The organism is Paenibacillus sp. Soil724D2 (assembly GCF_001427935.1).
In the GTDB taxonomy this organism is placed as follows: domain Bacteria; phylum Bacillota; class Bacilli; order Paenibacillales; family NBRC-103111; genus Paenibacillus_E.
The window spans coordinates 16,155-30,103 of record NZ_LMRY01000028.1 but is presented as its reverse complement, the minus strand read 5'-3'; the positions used below and the strand labels follow the sequence as shown (position 1 = coordinate 30,103).

The 13,949-nt window shown below is 43.3% G+C and carries 25 protein-coding genes; all 25 read left to right on the top strand.

Annotation, left to right across the window (positions count from 1 at the left end; all coding sequences use genetic code 11):
- The first annotated feature begins 117 nt into the window (after positions 1-117).
- The gene (locus ASG85_RS22445; protein WP_056834178.1) at positions 118-369 is read left to right on the top strand and encodes a ribosomal L7Ae/L30e/S12e/Gadd45 family protein; all 252 of its coding nucleotides are present in this window, start codon (positions 118-120) and stop codon (positions 367-369) included.
- A 164-nt stretch (positions 370-533) separates the two neighbouring features.
- Positions 534-953 carry a 30S ribosomal protein S12 gene (gene rpsL / locus ASG85_RS22440; protein WP_028557500.1) on the top strand — a complete coding sequence of 140 codons (420 nt, stop codon included), beginning with the start codon at positions 534-536 and terminating at the stop codon, positions 951-953.
- A 44-nt stretch (positions 954-997) separates the two neighbouring features.
- On the top strand, positions 998-1,468 hold the full coding sequence (gene rpsG / locus ASG85_RS22435) for a 30S ribosomal protein S7 (protein ID WP_028557499.1): 471 nt from the start codon (positions 998-1,000) through the stop codon (positions 1,466-1,468).
- 38 nt (positions 1,469-1,506) lie between these two features.
- The gene (gene fusA / locus ASG85_RS22430; RefSeq protein ID WP_056834176.1) at positions 1,507-3,582 is read left to right on the top strand and encodes an elongation factor G; all 2,076 of its coding nucleotides are present in this window, start codon (positions 1,507-1,509) and stop codon (positions 3,580-3,582) included.
- Positions 3,583-3,621: 39 nt separating this feature from the next.
- A complete protein-coding gene (tuf, locus tag ASG85_RS22425) occupies positions 3,622-4,812 on the top strand; it encodes an elongation factor Tu (protein ID WP_047683193.1) in 1,191 nt (396 codons plus the stop codon).
- Positions 4,813-5,052: 240 nt separating this feature from the next.
- The gene (gene rpsJ / locus ASG85_RS22420) at positions 5,053-5,361 is read left to right on the top strand and encodes a 30S ribosomal protein S10 (RefSeq protein WP_028557496.1); all 309 of its coding nucleotides are present in this window, start codon (positions 5,053-5,055) and stop codon (positions 5,359-5,361) included.
- 45 nt (positions 5,362-5,406) lie between these two features.
- Complete coding sequence (gene rplC / locus ASG85_RS22415; RefSeq protein ID WP_028557495.1) at positions 5,407-6,030, top strand: 50S ribosomal protein L3; 624 nt, start codon at positions 5,407-5,409, stop codon at positions 6,028-6,030.
- A gap of 16 nt (positions 6,031-6,046) precedes the next feature.
- Positions 6,047-6,673, top strand: coding sequence for a 50S ribosomal protein L4 (gene rplD, locus ASG85_RS22410; protein ID WP_060647784.1), 627 nt, complete (start codon positions 6,047-6,049; stop codon positions 6,671-6,673).
- Complete coding sequence (gene rplW / locus ASG85_RS22405) at positions 6,670-6,960, top strand: 50S ribosomal protein L23 (protein WP_028557493.1); 291 nt, start codon at positions 6,670-6,672, stop codon at positions 6,958-6,960. The genes rplD and rplW overlap by 4 nt, the downstream gene beginning before the upstream one ends.
- A gap of 30 nt (positions 6,961-6,990) precedes the next feature.
- Complete coding sequence (rplB, locus tag ASG85_RS22400) at positions 6,991-7,821, top strand: 50S ribosomal protein L2 (RefSeq protein ID WP_028557492.1); 831 nt, start codon at positions 6,991-6,993, stop codon at positions 7,819-7,821.
- A gap of 48 nt (positions 7,822-7,869) precedes the next feature.
- Positions 7,870-8,148 carry a 30S ribosomal protein S19 gene (gene rpsS, locus ASG85_RS22395; protein ID WP_029196461.1) on the top strand — a complete coding sequence of 93 codons (279 nt, stop codon included), beginning with the start codon at positions 7,870-7,872 and terminating at the stop codon, positions 8,146-8,148.
- Positions 8,149-8,178: 30 nt separating this feature from the next.
- Positions 8,179-8,511, top strand: a complete 333-nt coding sequence (gene rplV, locus ASG85_RS22390) for a 50S ribosomal protein L22 (protein WP_028557490.1) — start codon at positions 8,179-8,181, stop codon at positions 8,509-8,511.
- Between the two features lie 13 nt (positions 8,512-8,524).
- Positions 8,525-9,187: a 30S ribosomal protein S3 gene (rpsC, locus tag ASG85_RS22385; protein ID WP_029196460.1), complete on the top strand. Its 663-nt coding sequence runs from the start codon at positions 8,525-8,527 to the stop codon at positions 9,185-9,187.
- Positions 9,188-9,190: 3 nt separating this feature from the next.
- The gene (gene rplP, locus ASG85_RS22380) at positions 9,191-9,625 is read left to right on the top strand and encodes a 50S ribosomal protein L16 (protein ID WP_029196459.1); all 435 of its coding nucleotides are present in this window, start codon (positions 9,191-9,193) and stop codon (positions 9,623-9,625) included.
- Entirely contained in the window at positions 9,615-9,812 is a 198-nt protein-coding gene (gene rpmC / locus ASG85_RS22375) for a 50S ribosomal protein L29 (RefSeq protein WP_028557487.1), read from the top strand. The genes rplP and rpmC overlap by 11 nt, the downstream gene beginning before the upstream one ends.
- Positions 9,813-9,839: 27 nt before the next feature.
- Entirely contained in the window at positions 9,840-10,103 is a 264-nt protein-coding gene (rpsQ, locus tag ASG85_RS22370) for a 30S ribosomal protein S17 (protein ID WP_057304267.1), read from the top strand.
- Between the two features lie 35 nt (positions 10,104-10,138).
- Complete coding sequence (gene rplN, locus ASG85_RS22365) at positions 10,139-10,507, top strand: 50S ribosomal protein L14 (protein WP_028557485.1); 369 nt, start codon at positions 10,139-10,141, stop codon at positions 10,505-10,507.
- A 55-nt stretch (positions 10,508-10,562) separates the two neighbouring features.
- Positions 10,563-10,916: a 50S ribosomal protein L24 gene (rplX, locus tag ASG85_RS22360; RefSeq protein WP_079418006.1), complete on the top strand. Its 354-nt coding sequence runs from the start codon at positions 10,563-10,565 to the stop codon at positions 10,914-10,916.
- Positions 10,917-10,949: 33 nt separating this feature from the next.
- Complete coding sequence (gene rplE / locus ASG85_RS22355; RefSeq protein WP_056834174.1) at positions 10,950-11,492, top strand: 50S ribosomal protein L5; 543 nt, start codon at positions 10,950-10,952, stop codon at positions 11,490-11,492.
- Positions 11,493-11,528: 36 nt separating this feature from the next.
- Positions 11,529-11,714, top strand: a complete 186-nt coding sequence (locus tag ASG85_RS22350; RefSeq protein WP_029196455.1) for a type Z 30S ribosomal protein S14 — start codon at positions 11,529-11,531, stop codon at positions 11,712-11,714.
- A 33-nt stretch (positions 11,715-11,747) separates the two neighbouring features.
- A complete protein-coding gene (rpsH, locus tag ASG85_RS22345) occupies positions 11,748-12,146 on the top strand; it encodes a 30S ribosomal protein S8 (RefSeq protein ID WP_029196454.1) in 399 nt (132 codons plus the stop codon).
- 29 nt (positions 12,147-12,175) lie between these two features.
- On the top strand, positions 12,176-12,718 hold the full coding sequence (gene rplF / locus ASG85_RS22340) for a 50S ribosomal protein L6 (protein ID WP_047683181.1): 543 nt from the start codon (positions 12,176-12,178) through the stop codon (positions 12,716-12,718).
- Positions 12,719-12,819: 101 nt separating this feature from the next.
- Positions 12,820-13,188, top strand: a complete 369-nt coding sequence (gene rplR / locus ASG85_RS22335) for a 50S ribosomal protein L18 (protein ID WP_057304266.1) — start codon at positions 12,820-12,822, stop codon at positions 13,186-13,188.
- Positions 13,189-13,216: 28 nt separating this feature from the next.
- Positions 13,217-13,714 carry a 30S ribosomal protein S5 gene (gene rpsE / locus ASG85_RS22330; RefSeq protein ID WP_029196451.1) on the top strand — a complete coding sequence of 166 codons (498 nt, stop codon included), beginning with the start codon at positions 13,217-13,219 and terminating at the stop codon, positions 13,712-13,714.
- 11 nt (positions 13,715-13,725) lie between these two features.
- Positions 13,726-13,914: a 50S ribosomal protein L30 gene (gene rpmD / locus ASG85_RS22325; RefSeq protein ID WP_029196450.1), complete on the top strand. Its 189-nt coding sequence runs from the start codon at positions 13,726-13,728 to the stop codon at positions 13,912-13,914.
- The last annotated feature ends 35 nt before the right edge of the window (positions 13,915-13,949 follow it).

The following is a 13,949-nucleotide window of genomic DNA, read 5'->3' as shown; positions in this document are numbered from 1 at the left end:
CTAGTAAGAATAATAAAATATTAGAAGTTAATCCTTGACACCTGAAGTTCAAAGTGCTAATATATCGTAGTGTGCCTAAGTCGATATTCTTTCCTTTTCTTTGAAGGGGGTTGCCTTATGTCTTATGATAAAGTCAAACAGGCGAAGAATATAAGTGTAGGTACGAAGAAAGTTACAAAAATAGTCGAACAAGGTAAGGCAGTCGAAGTTTTTGTTTCCAAAGATGCAGATCCGCGATTGACGATAAATCTGGTAACTCTCTGTACGCAGAAGGGTGTACCTGTCACCTATGTAGATTCTATGAAGATGCTAGGTAAAGCATGTGGAATTGAAGTTGGAGCTGCGGTAGCAGCTGTTGTAAATGAATAAACGCTAAAGACGTTTTTGTTAGTGGCTATAGGCGACATTAAGTTCTAGTAACTTTTTGCAGCTATCCATGGCAAGGACTTTCTCTTTGCTCATTTATGACTCGCCTGGATCTGTGGGCTTGCAAGAAGATCATCATGTTATGAATGTAGGGAGGAGGTGGCGATATGCCAACAATTAACCAACTAGTACGTAAAGGTCGTCAAGCGAAGGTGGATAAGTCTAAATCACCAGCTTTGCAAAAAGGTTTTAACGCTTTGAAAAGAGAAGCAACGGATTTGAGTGCACCTCAAAAACGTGGTGTCTGCACGCGTGTAGGTACTATGACTCCTAAGAAGCCTAACTCCGCACTTCGTAAATATGCACGTGTTCGTTTAACGAACCGCGTAGAGGTGACAGCTTACATTCCAGGTATCGGTCACAACCTGCAAGAACACAGTGTTGTATTGATCCGTGGAGGTAGAATTAAAGATCTTCCAGGGGTACGTTATCACATCGTGCGTGGCGCGTTGGATACTTCCGGTGTTAACAACCGTAAGCAATCCCGTTCCAAATACGGTACTAAACGTCCGAAAGTTAAAAAATAAGAGATAATAATCAGGGATGATTCTTATAAGAAAGGGGGATAACTATGCCTCGTAAAGGTCCAGTTACTCGCAGAGACGTATTGCCAGATCCAATTTATAATAGCAAACTAGTTACTCGTCTTATCAATCGCATTATGGTTGATGGAAAAAGAGGGGTAGCACAAACCATTCTATACAACGCTTTTAACCTCGTGAAAGATCGTACAGGTAAAGAGCCGATGGAAGTGTTTGAAGCTGCTATCAAAAATATTATGCCAGTACTAGAAGTTAAAGCTCGCCGTGTTGGTGGAGCAAACTATCAAGTGCCTATCGAAGTAAGACCTGATCGTCGTTCGACATTAGGCTTGCGTTGGTTGGTAAACTACTCACGTCTACGCGGTGAGAAGACGATGGAAGAAAGATTGGCTTATGAAATCATCGATGCTAGCAACAGCACAGGCTCTTCCGTTAAGAAACGTGAAGATACACACAAAATGGCTGAAGCTAATAAAGCATTCGCTCACTATCGTTGGTAGAATTCTAAATCAATTTCAGAAAGGAGACATAACGACCTATGGCTAGAGAGTTCTCCTTAAAAAACACACGTAATATCGGGATCATGGCTCATATCGATGCTGGTAAAACGACAACAACAGAGCGCATTCTGTACTATACTGGTAAAGTTCACAAAATCGGGGAAGTGCACGAAGGTGCTGCTACGATGGACTGGATGGAACAGGAACAAGAACGCGGAATCACGATTACTTCCGCCGCTACAACTGCGCAATGGGAAGGTCACCGCATCAATATTATTGATACCCCGGGACACGTTGACTTTACCGTTGAGGTAGAGCGTTCCCTTCGTGTGTTGGATGGAGCAGTTGGTGTATTTAGTGCGAAAGAGGGCGTTGAGCCTCAATCGGAAACAGTTTGGAGACAAGCTGATAAATACAACGTTCCACGGATTGCTTACGTAAACAAAATGGACATCATCGGTGCAGACTTCTTGCAAGTTGTTGAATCCATGCGTCAAAAACTTGGTGCAAATGCAGTAGCTATTCAACTTCCAATCGGTGCTGAGAATGAGTTCAAAGGTATCATTGACTTGGTTGATGAAGTTGCTTATATGTACAAAGATGATCTTGGTAAGGATATCGAGAAAATCGAGATTCCTGCTGAGTTCAAAGATCAAGTTGCAGAGCTTCGCTTGGAATTGATTGAGAAAGTTGCTGAGCTCGATGAAGAGCTTACAATGAAGTATCTTGAAGGCGAAGAAATTTCTGTTGACGAAATCAAAGCAGCTCTACGTAAAGGTGTCTGCGAAGTGAAAATCTTCCCAGTTATCGTAGGGTCTTCTTACAGAAACAAAGGTGTTCAATTGATGTTGGATGCGGTAATTAGTTACCTGCCATCACCTCTTGATGTGCCTGACATTAAAGGTGTACTTGACGATGGTACTGAAGTGGTTCGTAAGTCTGCTGATGATCAACCTTTCTCAGCGCTTGCATTCAAAATCATGACAGATCCTTTCGTTGGTCGTCTTACGTTCTTCCGTGTTTACTCTGGTACCTTGAACTCCGGTTCCTACGTTGTTAACGCAACAAAAGGCAAACGTGAGCGCGTTGGTCGTATTCTGCAAATGCATGCGAACAGCCGTCAAGAAATCAGCATTGTATACGCTGGTGACATCGCCGCGGCCGTTGGATTGAAAGATACAACGACTGGTGATACACTTTGTGATGAGAAAAATCCAGTTATTCTTGAGAAAATGGTCTTCCCTGAACCGGTTATTCAGCTTGCTGTTGAACCGAAGACGAAAGCCGACCAAGATAAAATGGGTATCGCATTGCAAAAACTTGCTGAAGAAGATCCGACTTTCCGTGCTTCCACAGACGAAGAAACAGGACAAACGATCATCGCAGGTATGGGTGAGCTTCACCTTGAGATCCTAGTTGACCGTATGCTTCGCGAGTTCAAAGTAGAAACCAATGTAGGTAAACCACAAGTTGCTTATCGTGAAACATTCCGTGCGGCAGCTAAAGTTGAAGGTAAATTCGTTCGTCAATCCGGTGGTCGTGGTCAATACGGACATTGTTGGGTTGAGTTCGAACCTCAAGAAGCTGGCACAGGTTTCATTTTCGAAAGCAAAGTAGTGGGCGGATCTATTCCTAGAGAATATATCGCACCTATTCAAGCTGGTATCGAAGAGTCCATGAAAAACGGTGTAATCGCAGGATTCCCGCTCGTGGATATCAAAGCTACAGTTGTTGATGGATCTTACCATGATGTTGACTCCAATGAAATGGCGTTCAAAATCGCAGGTTCCATGGCACTTAAAGCAGCTAAAGAAAAATGTAAACCGGTTCTTCTTGAGCCAATCATGAAGGTTGAAGTTACTGTACCAGAAGAGTACATGGGCGATGTTATGGGTGACCTTAACTCCCGTCGTGGACGTATTGAAGGTATGGATAACCGTCATGGCGCGCAAATCATCCGTGCTAAGGTGCCTTTGTCCGAAATGTTTGGATATTCCACAACGCTTCGTTCGAGAACACAAGGCCGTGGTGTTTACTCCATGGAACTTTCACATTATGAAGAAGTACCTAAGTCCATTGCAGAAGAAATTATTGCAAAAGGCAAAGGCGCTTAATATAAAACTATTAGTCACTCTAAGGAGGAATCGTTTAAAATGGCAAAGGCTAAATTTGAACGTAACAAACCGCATGTTAACATCGGTACTATCGGTCACGTTGACCATGGTAAAACAACTTTGACAGCTGCTATTACAACTGTATTGTCCAAAAGATACGGTGGAGCTGCAGTAGCATTCGACCAAATCGATAAAGCACCAGAAGAGCGCGAGCGCGGTATCACAATCTCCACGGCTCACGTTGAGTACGAAACACCTAACCGTCACTACGCACACGTTGACTGCCCTGGACATGCTGACTATGTTAAAAACATGATCACTGGTGCTGCTCAAATGGACGGAGCGATCCTGGTTGTATCCGCAGCTGACGGCCCTATGCCGCAAACTCGCGAGCACATCCTTCTTTCCCGTCAAGTAGGCGTACCTTACATCGTAGTATTCCTTAACAAATGTGATATGGTTGAAGACGAAGAGTTGCTTGAATTGGTTGAGATGGAAGTTCGCGACCTTCTTAACGAATATGAGTTCCCAGGCGATGATACTCCAATCATCCGTGGTGCAGCTCGTGAAGCTCTTGCTAACCCAGAAGGTCCTTGGGCTGACAAAATCATCGAGTTGTTCGAGCAAGTTGATACTTACATCCCAACTCCTGAGCGTCAAACTGACAAGCCTTTCCTTATGCCAGTTGAGGATGTATTCTCAATCACTGGTCGTGGAACAGTTGCAACTGGTCGTGTTGAGCGTGGTACTGTTAAAGTACAAGAAGAAGTTGAAATCGTTGGTATCGCTGAAGAAACTCGTAAATGCATCGTAACTGGTGTAGAGATGTTCCGTAAATTGCTTGATTCCGCTCAAGCTGGTGACAACATTGGAGCTTTGCTTCGTGGTGTAGACCGTAAAGATATCGAGCGTGGACAAGTACTTGCGAAACCAGGTTCAGTTAAACCACACACGAACTTCACAGCACAAATCTACGTTCTAACTAAAGAAGAGGGTGGCCGTCATAAGCCTTTCTTCACAGGTTACCGTCCACAGTTCTACTTCCGTACAACTGACGTAACGGGTATCATCTCCCTTCCAGAAGGTACTGAGATGGTTATGCCTGGTGATAACATCACTGTTACTGTTGAACTAATCAACCCAATCGCAATCGAAGAAGGAACACGCTTCGCGATTCGTGAAGGCGGACGTACAGTTGGTGCGGGCGCGGTTGCAACAATTCAAAAGTAATACCTTTATATAGAAGAAACACTCATCGTTTAGGCGGTGAGTGTTTTTTTATGCATATGCCTAAAATTTCGCTTGCTTTTCGTTTTCAAATTTTATATAATATAAAACGTTGGTCTGTGACGTTGCGATGATGCGAAAGGTTGCCGACACACCTGGCCCCTTTGCCATGGGGATGGTTGTTGGAGAATTTTCGCGGAGTATGTCCGATAATAAATTGGGCGATAGAAGGAGGGACTTATCATGGCAAAGCAAAAAATTCGTATCCGTTTGAAAGCTTATGATCACAGAATTATTGATCAATCAGCTGAGAAAATCGTGGAAACTGCCAAGCGTTCCGGTGCAGGTGTATCCGGTCCGATTCCGCTTCCGACAGAGAAGCAAATCATCACGATTCTTCGTGCGGTGCACAAGTACAAGGATTCGCGTGAGCAATTCGAAATGCGTACGCATAAGCGTCTTATCGATATTGTGAATCCAACACCACAAACAGTTGATGCTCTAATGCGTTTAGACTTACCGTCTGGCGTTGATATTGAGATCAAACTGTAAAACAACTATAGAATGAACGTTTAGGAAGGAAATGAGGTGTCAACGATGAAAGGTATCTTAGGAAAAAAACTTGGGATGACACAGTTGTTTACTCCGGAGGGTAATGTAGTTCCGGTAACTGTCATTCAAGCGGGACCATGTGTGGTACTGCAAAAGAAAGATGTGGATAACGACGGATATGAGTCGATCCAAATCGGTTTTGATGATGTGAAAGCTAGCAGAATCATTAAACCAGAGCTTGGCCATGCGAAAAAAGCAGGGGCAACGCCTAAGCGCTACGTTAAAGAAATTCGTGGCATTCAGTTGGGTGACTATGAAGTTGGTCAAGAACTGAAAGCAGATCTGTTTACAGAGGGCGAATTCGTTGATGTAACGGGTACTTCCAAAGGTAAAGGTTTCCAAGGTAACATCAAAAGACATAACCAATCCACAGGCCCTATGGCTCACGGATCACGTTATCACCGCGGACCAGGTTCCATGGGTTCCATTCAAGCAAACCGCGTTCCTAAAGGTAAGAAATTACCAGGACATATGGGTAACGAAACAGTAACTTTGCAAAACCTGCAAATCATTAAAGTAGATGCTGAGCGTAACGTGTTGCTAGTTAAAGGTTCCATTCCGGGTCCTAGAAACAGCTACGTTAGCGTGAAGTCTGCTGTGAAAAAGTAAGAAAGGAGGAAGACAGATGCCAAAAGTAGCTTTATATAATGTAACAGGTGCTCAGGTAGGAGAAGTTGAACTGTCTGACGTTGTTTTCGGAATTGAGCCTCACGTTCATGCGATCCACGAAGCTGTTCTTTTGCAACAAGCAGCTGTGCGTCAAGGAACACACAAAACAAAAGGTCGTTCGGAAGTTCGCGGCGGTGGTCGTAAACCTTGGAAACAAAAAGGTACAGGTCGTGCGCGTCAAGGTAGTATTCGTGCTCCACAGTGGAAAGGCGGCGGTACCGTATTCGGGCCGACACCTCGTAGCTATGGTTTCAAATTGCCTAGAAAAGTTCGTCGCTTAGCGATCAAATCCGCTTTGTCCTCGAAACTTATCGATAACAACTTGATCGTATTGGATCAACTTCAAATGAATGCTCCGAAAACGAAAGATTTCGTTGCTATTCTGAACAACCTGAAAGTAGATAGCAAAGTACTAGTTGTGGGCGTTGCTAACGACTCTAATGTTGCTTTGTCTGCTCGTAATATCCCAGGTGTGAAATTTGTTGCTGCTGATGGAGTTAACGTTCTTGATGTCATGCTTTATGACAAATTGATCTTAACACAAGAGGCTGTACAGAAAGTTGAGGAGGTGCTTGCACAATGAAAAATCCACGCGACATTATCAAGCGCCCGATCATCACTGAGCGTACAAGCGACCTAATGGCTAACAAAAAGTATGTTTTCGAAGTGGATCTTCGCGCTAACAAAACAGAAATTAAACAAGCTATTGAAGCTATCTTCAAAGTAAAAGTTACAAATGTAAACACATTGAGAATGCCAGCTAAGCCAAAACGTTATGGCAAACACTCCGGTTACACTTCCATTTGGAAGAAAGCTATCGTGTCCCTAAGCGCAGAGAGCAAAGAATTGGAATTCTTTGAATCGGTATAACCCATTTCTTGAAGTAAGGAGGAAATCAGAGTGCCAATTAAAAAATACAAACCAACCTCACCAGCTCGACGTGCGATGTCGGTTTCTACTTTTGAAGAAATCACAACATCAACACCGGAGAAATCATTGCTTGCTCCTCTGTTCAAGCATGCTGGTCGTAACAACCAAGGTAAAATTACGGTTCGTCACCATGGTGGTGGACACAAACGTAAATACCGTATTATCGATTTTAAACGTACTAAAGATGGAATACCAGGACGCGTTGCTACAGTTGAGTACGATCCTAACCGTTCCGCAAACATCGCATTGATTCATTATGCTGATGGTGAGAAAAAATACATCATCGCTCCTAAAGGTCTTAAAGTGGACGATCGTATCGTTTCTGGACCACAAGCAGATATCAAAGTAGGTAACGCTCTTCCATTGGAAAACATTCCAGTTGGTACAGTTATCCACAACATCGAGTTGAAGCCTGGTAAAGGTGCACAACTAGTGCGCGCTGCTGGTACGGAAGCTCAACTTCTTGGTAAAGAAGAAACTTACGTAACAATTCGCCTTTCATCCGGTGAAGTTCGTAAAGTCCTTAAAGTTTGCCGCGCAACAATCGGTTCTGTTGGTAACGAAGATCACGAGCTCGTGAAAATCGGTAAAGCAGGACGTAATCGTTGGAAAGGCAATCGTCCACAAGTTCGTGGGGTCGTAATGAACCCGAATGATCACCCACACGGTGGTGGTGAAGGACGCGCACCAATCGGACGTAAATCACCTATGTCACCATGGGGTAAACCGACGCTTGGTTTCAAAACTCGTAAAAAAGGCAAAGCATCCGATAAATACATTGTACGTCGCCGTACGAAGTAATCTAGGATATATGAATTCTCTTGAGGTTCAAGGAAGGGAGGAACACCCATGGGTCGCAGCTTAAAGAAGGGTCCATTTATTGATGGATACTTACTGAAAAAAGTAGAAGACTTGAACACTTCCAGCAAAAAACTGGTTATCAAAACGTGGTCCCGTCGTTCTACGATTTACCCGCAATTCGTTGGTCACACTTTCGGAGTATATGATGGAAGAAAACACGTGCCTGTGTATGTAACCGAAGATATGGTTGGACACAAGCTTGGTGAATTTGCACCAACTCGTACTTACAAAGGTCACGATGACGACAAGAAAACCGGAAAACGTTAATTTCATTTTTAACCGAGAGGAGGTACTACCATGCAAGCTAAAGCAATATTGAACCACGCTCGGATTGCTCCTCGTAAAGCAAAGCTAGTTGTTGACTTGATTCGGGGAAAAGCGGTAGGTGAAGCGATTGCGATTCTGCGTCACACACCTAAAGCAGCTTCTCCAATTCTGGAGAAATTACTGAATTCCGCTATTGCCAATGCAGAGCATAACTATTCATTAGATCCTAATAAATTAGTGGTATCTGAGACGTTTGTTAACCAAGGACCTACAATGAAAAGGTTCCAACAACGTGCAATGGGTCGCGCTAGCGCGATCAAAAAACGTACCAGCCACATCACAATCGTGGTATCTGAAAAATAAGGAGGGATAACGTGTGGGTCAGAAAGTAAACCCGGTAGGCTTTAGAATTGGTATTATTCGTGATTGGGAGTCCAAATGGTTCGCAGAGAAAGATTTCGGAACTCTGTTGCTTGAAGACGTCAAAATCCGCGAATACTTAAAAAATAAACTTAAAGACTCAGCAGTTTCCCACATCGATATCGAGCGCGCGGCTAACCGTGTGAACGTTACGATTCATACTGCTAAACCAGGAATGGTTATTGGTAAAGGCGGAGCTGAAGTTGAAGTTATTCGCAACTACATCGCTGGCATGTCCAATAAAAAAGTTCACATCAACATTTCTGAAATCAAAAGCCCAGATCTTGATGCAATTCTCGTAGCTGAAGCTATCGCACTTCAATTGGAACGTCGCGTTTCATTCCGTCGTGCTATGAAACAAGCTATGCAAAGAACAATGAGATCCGGCGCTAAAGGTATTAAAGTAGCAACTAGCGGACGTCTTGGCGGTGCTGAGATTGCTCGTACGGAAGGATATAGCGAAGGAACAGTTCCACTTCATACGCTTCGTGCGGATATCGACTATGGTACTGCTGAAGCAGCCACTACTTATGGACGTATCGGTGTAAAAGTATGGATTTATCGTGGAGAAGTGCTTCCGCCAGCTAAGAAAAAGGCTCAGCCGGAAGGAGGAATTTAAATCATGTTAGTACCTAAACGTGTAAAACACCGTAAAGAACACCGCGGTAACATGAAAGGTCGCGCTAAAGGCGGTACGGAAGTAGCTTTTGGCGAATATGGTCTGCAAGCGGTAGAACCGGCTTGGGTATCCAACCGTCAAATCGAAGCAGCACGTATTGCCATGACACGTTACATCAAACGTGGCGGTAAAGTTTGGATTAAAATCTTCCCAGCTAAACCAGTTACACAAAAACCGCTTGAAGTCCGTATGGGTAGTGGTAAAGGTAACGTGGAGAAATGGGTAGCTGTAGTAAAACCGGGTAAAATTTTGTTTGAACTTGCTGGTGTAAGTGAAGAGGTCGCTCGTGAAGCGATGCGTCTTGCTGCTCACAAGCTTCCAATCAAAACGAAATTCGTGAAAAGAGAAGAAGTAGGCGGTGAAGCAAATGAAGGGTAGTGAATTCCGGAACTTAACCACTGCTGAAATTGAGCAAAAAGTTAATGGTTTTAAAGAAGAACTCTTTAACCTCCGTTTTCAACTAGCTACTGGTCAATTGGACAACCCGACTCAAATTCGTGATTTGCGTAAAGAGATCGCTCGTGCCAAGACTATTTTGCGTGAAAGAGAATTGGGGATTGGGTAACCAAATCTAGAAGGGAGGGTTCCTTAGATGGCTGAACGTAACGATCGTAAAGTGCTGATCGGTAAAGTTGTCAGCGATAAAATGGATAAAACCATTGTTGTTGCTGTCGAAACTTACAAAAAACATGATCTCTATCACAAGAGAATCAAATATACGAAAAAGTTTAAAGCGCATGACGAAAACAACCAAGCTAAAATCGGTGACACTGTGAAAATCAGTGAAACTAGACCGTTATCCAAAGATAAAAGCTGGAGACTGGTTGAAGTTACTGAAGTTGGCGTTGTTATCTAATAATCGAGACATGAACCCCGAAAGGAGGGAATACGATGATTCAACCATTTACTCGTTTGGCTGTCGCTGACAACTCAGGTGCGAAACAATTAATGTGTATCCGCGTTTTGGGTGGTACTGGTCGTCGCGTTGGTCACATTGGTGATTTGATCGTCTGTTCAGTAAAAGAAGCAACACCAGGTGGCGTTGTCAAAAAAGGTGACGTTGTTAAAGCAGTAATCGTTCGTACGAAGAGCGGTGCTCGCCGTAAAGACGGATCATATATCTCATTCGATGAGAATGCGGCTGTTATCGTGAAAGAAGATAAAAGTCCACGTGGTACACGTATCTTTGGACCAGTTGCACGCGAACTTCGTGACAGAGACTTCATGAAGATCGTATCCTTGGCTCCAGAAGTTATCTAAGAACAGTTACGATGTTTGTTTTCCTAACGGGAAACCTCAGGAGGTGTAGAAGCTAATGCCAAGATTAAAAAAGAGATTAGAATCTCATAACAATAAACTGCACGTGAAAAAAGACGATACGGTTTTTGTGATCACTGGTAAAGACAAAGGTAAGAAGGGTCGCGTTATCGCTGCTTATCCTCGTCAAAACCGTGTGCTTGTAGAAGGTGTAAACATGGTTAAGAAACATGCAAAACCATCTCAACAAAATCCACAAGGCGGTATCTTGAATCAAGAAGCTGCAATCCACGTTTCTAACGTGATGCTAATTGATCCTAAGAGCGGCAAACCTACTCGCGTAGGATACAAAGTATTGGATAACGGAACGAAAGTTCGTATCGCGAAAAAATCCGGCGAAGTTATCGACTAATACAAAAAAGCATGGAAAGGAGGCAAATGAGTCATGGCAGTAAGAATGAAAGATCGTTATTTGAACGAAATCACTCCAGCGTTAATTCAAAAGTTTAACTACACAACTGTAATGCAAGTTCCTAAAATCGAGAAAATCGTTATCAACATGGGTGTTGGTGAGGCTGTATCGAATTCCAAAGTTCTTGACACTGCAGTAGAAGATCTTCAAAAGATCTCTGGTCAAAAACCAGTTGTAACAAAATCCAAAAAAGCTATCGCGGGTTTCAAACTTCGTGAAAATATGCCAATCGGCGTGAAAGTAACTCTTCGCGGCGAGCGCATGTATCATTTCTTGGATAAACTCTTCAACGTATCACTTCCACGTGTACGTGACTTCCGTGGTATTTCCAACAAGGCTTTTGACGGCCGTGGAAACTATACACTTGGTCTGAAAGAACAACTCATTTTCCCAGAAATTGAGTATGATAAAGTTGATAAAGTTCGTGGTATGGATATTGTTATCGTAACAACGGCTAAGTCCGACGAGGAAGCTCGCGAGCTTTTAACACAACTCGGAGCGCCTTTCGTTAAATAGGTTACCAGTCGTACCTATCAGGAGGTGTTATATTAAGTGGCAAAAACTTCGATGAAAGTCAAACAGCAACGTACCCCGAAGTTTAAAGTGCAAGCATACACACGTTGTGAGCGCTGCGGACGTCCGCATTCAGTGCTTCGCAAGTTCAAAATTTGTCGGATTTGTTTCCGCGAATTAGCACACAAAGGTCAGATTCCAGGCGTTAAAAAAGCAAGCTGGTAATCACCCTATTTTCGGGAAGGAGGTTTACACAAAATGGTCATGTCAGATCCAATTGCAGATATGCTAACTCGCATTCGTAATGCGAATATCGTACGTCATGAAACAGTTGAAATTCCTGCGTCAAAAGTGAAGAGGGAAATCGCTGAAATCCTTAAAAAAGAAGGATTTATCCGTGACGCTGAGTACGTTGAAGATAGCAAACAAGGTATCATTCGTTTGTTCCTGAAATACGGTTCAAACAATGAGCGTGTTATCTCCGGTTTGAAAAGAATTTCCAAACCAGGTCTACGCGTTTACACTAAATCACAAGAAATCCCTCGTGTTCTGGGCGGATTAGGGATTGCCATCATCTCCACATCTAAAGGAGTTATGACGGATAAAGATGCTCGTCAATCCAAAGCTGGCGGAGAGGTTATCTGCTACGTTTGGTAATACAATTGTAATTGAATGGAGGTGCAAACATGTCTCGTATTGGTCGTAAGCCAATCACCATTCCAAGTGGTGTAAATGTAACACTAGACAATACTCAAATCACGGTTAAAGGCCCTAAAGGTTCTTTGTCCCGTGAACTTCATAAAGATATGAAAGTAAATGTTCTAGAAAACGAGATTTCCGTTGAGCGTCCTTCCGATAACAAACTCCACCGTTCCCTGCATGGTACAACACGTAGTGTTGTTGCCAACATGGTAAGTGGCGTAACGGAAGGTTTCACGAAATCTTTGGATCTAGTTGGCGTTGGTTACCGTGCTAACAAGAGCGGCGACAAATTAGTTCTCAACGTTGGGTACTCCCATCCAGTTGAAATCACTCCTGAAAACGGTATTGAGTTCGATGTTCCTACGAACACGAAAATCATCGTTAAAGGTATTGATAAAGAATTAGTAGGCGCTATGGCAGCTAAAGTTCGTTCCGTACGTGAACCAGAGCCGTATAAAGGTAAAGGTATCAAGTATGAAGGCGAACGCATTCTTCGTAAAGAAGGTAAAGCTGGTAAGAAGAAATAAGATCGTTAGATCGCGGGTAATAGCTAAGAGTTTTCGCATGAAAACTTGCTACGTAAGCATAAGCCTCGCATCATAAGATGATGAAAGGAGTGTAAGTATAGATGATTACTAAAAGCGATAAAAATAAAGCTCGTTTGAAAAGACATCTTCGTGTTCGTAAGAAAATCGAAGGTACAACTGTTCGTCCGCGCTTAAACATTTTCCGCTCTTCCAAACACATGTATGCTCAACTTATCGATGATACAACGGGTATTACTATCGTTGCCGCATCGACTCAAGATAAAGAACTGAAAAGTGACATTGGTAATGGCGGTAACGTTGAAGCTGCTCGTAAAGTTGGCGCATTAATCGCTCAACGCGCGAAAGAAAAAGGTTTAGACAAAGTGGTATTTGACCGCGGTGGATACCTTTATCATGGACGTGTTCAAGCATTAGCTGACGCAGCTCGTGAAGCTGGTCTTGAATTCTAGGAAAAACATATATAAGGAGGTAAAAGACTTGCGTGTAGATCCTAATACTTTAGAGCTAACAGAAAAAGTCGTTAATATTAATCGCGTAGCTAAAGTAGTAAAAGGCGGACGTCGTTTCAGCTTCAGCGCACTTGTTGTCGTTGGCGATGGCAATGGCTGGGTTGGCGCAGGAATCGGTAAAGCTTCCGAAGTTCCTGATGCAATCCGCAAAGGTATTGAAGATGCGAAAAAGAACTTGATTCATGTTCCTATCGTAGGCACTTCGATTCCTCACCTTGTAACAGGTAAGTTTGGTGCAGGACGCGTTCTGCTAAAACCAGCTTCCCAAGGTACAGGAGTTATCGCAGGCGGGCCAGTTCGTGCAGTTCTTGAGCTTGCTGGTATCGGCGATATCTTGACAAAATCCCTTGGTTCATCGAACTCCATGAACATGGTTAACGCTACGCTTGAAGGCTTGAGCCGCTTGAAAAAAGCGGAAGAAGTTGCAAAGCTTCGCGGTAAAACAGTTCAAGAGCTATTAGGTTAGGAGGGGTAAACATGGCGAAACAATTACAAATTACCCTAAAACGCAGCCTGATTGGCCGCCCTGAAACACAACGCGTTACTGTGAAAACACTTGGTCTTCGCAAGATGCACCAAACTGTTCTTCATCAAGATAATGCTGCGATCAGAGGCATGGTTAATCAAGTGAGCCATTTGGTAGAAGTTAAAGAAATCGAAGCATAGTAGCAAGATATTAAGATCTAGAGGAGGTGTGCAAC

What these genes read in the sequence shown, in the direction of transcription:
- rplP (WP_029196459.1), top strand. Translation starts at nt 9,191, where the DNA reads ATGTTAGTACCTAAACGTGTAAAACACCGTAAAGAACACCGCGGTAAC.
- rpsJ (WP_028557496.1), top strand. Translation starts at nt 5,053, where the DNA reads ATGGCAAAGCAAAAAATTCGTATCCGTTTGAAAGCTTATGATCACAGA.
- rplX (WP_079418006.1), top strand. Translation starts at nt 10,563, where the DNA reads ATGCCAAGATTAAAAAAGAGATTAGAATCTCATAACAATAAACTGCAC.
- fusA (WP_056834176.1), top strand. Translation starts at nt 1,507, where the DNA reads ATGGCTAGAGAGTTCTCCTTAAAAAACACACGTAATATCGGGATCATG.
- ASG85_RS22445 (WP_056834178.1), top strand. Translation starts at nt 118, where the DNA reads ATGTCTTATGATAAAGTCAAACAGGCGAAGAATATAAGTGTAGGTACG.
- rpsH (WP_029196454.1), top strand. Translation starts at nt 11,748, where the DNA reads ATGGTCATGTCAGATCCAATTGCAGATATGCTAACTCGCATTCGTAAT.
- rplF (WP_047683181.1), top strand. Translation starts at nt 12,176, where the DNA reads ATGTCTCGTATTGGTCGTAAGCCAATCACCATTCCAAGTGGTGTAAAT.
- tuf (WP_047683193.1), top strand. Translation starts at nt 3,622, where the DNA reads ATGGCAAAGGCTAAATTTGAACGTAACAAACCGCATGTTAACATCGGT.
- rplR (WP_057304266.1), top strand. Translation starts at nt 12,820, where the DNA reads ATGATTACTAAAAGCGATAAAAATAAAGCTCGTTTGAAAAGACATCTT.
- rpmC (WP_028557487.1), top strand. Translation starts at nt 9,615, where the DNA reads ATGAAGGGTAGTGAATTCCGGAACTTAACCACTGCTGAAATTGAGCAA.
- rplE (WP_056834174.1), top strand. Translation starts at nt 10,950, where the DNA reads ATGGCAGTAAGAATGAAAGATCGTTATTTGAACGAAATCACTCCAGCG.
- rpsL (WP_028557500.1), top strand. Translation starts at nt 534, where the DNA reads ATGCCAACAATTAACCAACTAGTACGTAAAGGTCGTCAAGCGAAGGTG.
- rplD (WP_060647784.1), top strand. Translation starts at nt 6,047, where the DNA reads ATGCCAAAAGTAGCTTTATATAATGTAACAGGTGCTCAGGTAGGAGAA.
- rplC (WP_028557495.1), top strand. Translation starts at nt 5,407, where the DNA reads ATGAAAGGTATCTTAGGAAAAAAACTTGGGATGACACAGTTGTTTACT.
- rpsS (WP_029196461.1), top strand. Translation starts at nt 7,870, where the DNA reads ATGGGTCGCAGCTTAAAGAAGGGTCCATTTATTGATGGATACTTACTG.
- rplV (WP_028557490.1), top strand. Translation starts at nt 8,179, where the DNA reads ATGCAAGCTAAAGCAATATTGAACCACGCTCGGATTGCTCCTCGTAAA.
- rpmD (WP_029196450.1), top strand. Translation starts at nt 13,726, where the DNA reads ATGGCGAAACAATTACAAATTACCCTAAAACGCAGCCTGATTGGCCGC.
- rpsG (WP_028557499.1), top strand. Translation starts at nt 998, where the DNA reads ATGCCTCGTAAAGGTCCAGTTACTCGCAGAGACGTATTGCCAGATCCA.
- rpsQ (WP_057304267.1), top strand. Translation starts at nt 9,840, where the DNA reads ATGGCTGAACGTAACGATCGTAAAGTGCTGATCGGTAAAGTTGTCAGC.
- rplN (WP_028557485.1), top strand. Translation starts at nt 10,139, where the DNA reads ATGATTCAACCATTTACTCGTTTGGCTGTCGCTGACAACTCAGGTGCG.
- rplW (WP_028557493.1), top strand. Translation starts at nt 6,670, where the DNA reads ATGAAAAATCCACGCGACATTATCAAGCGCCCGATCATCACTGAGCGT.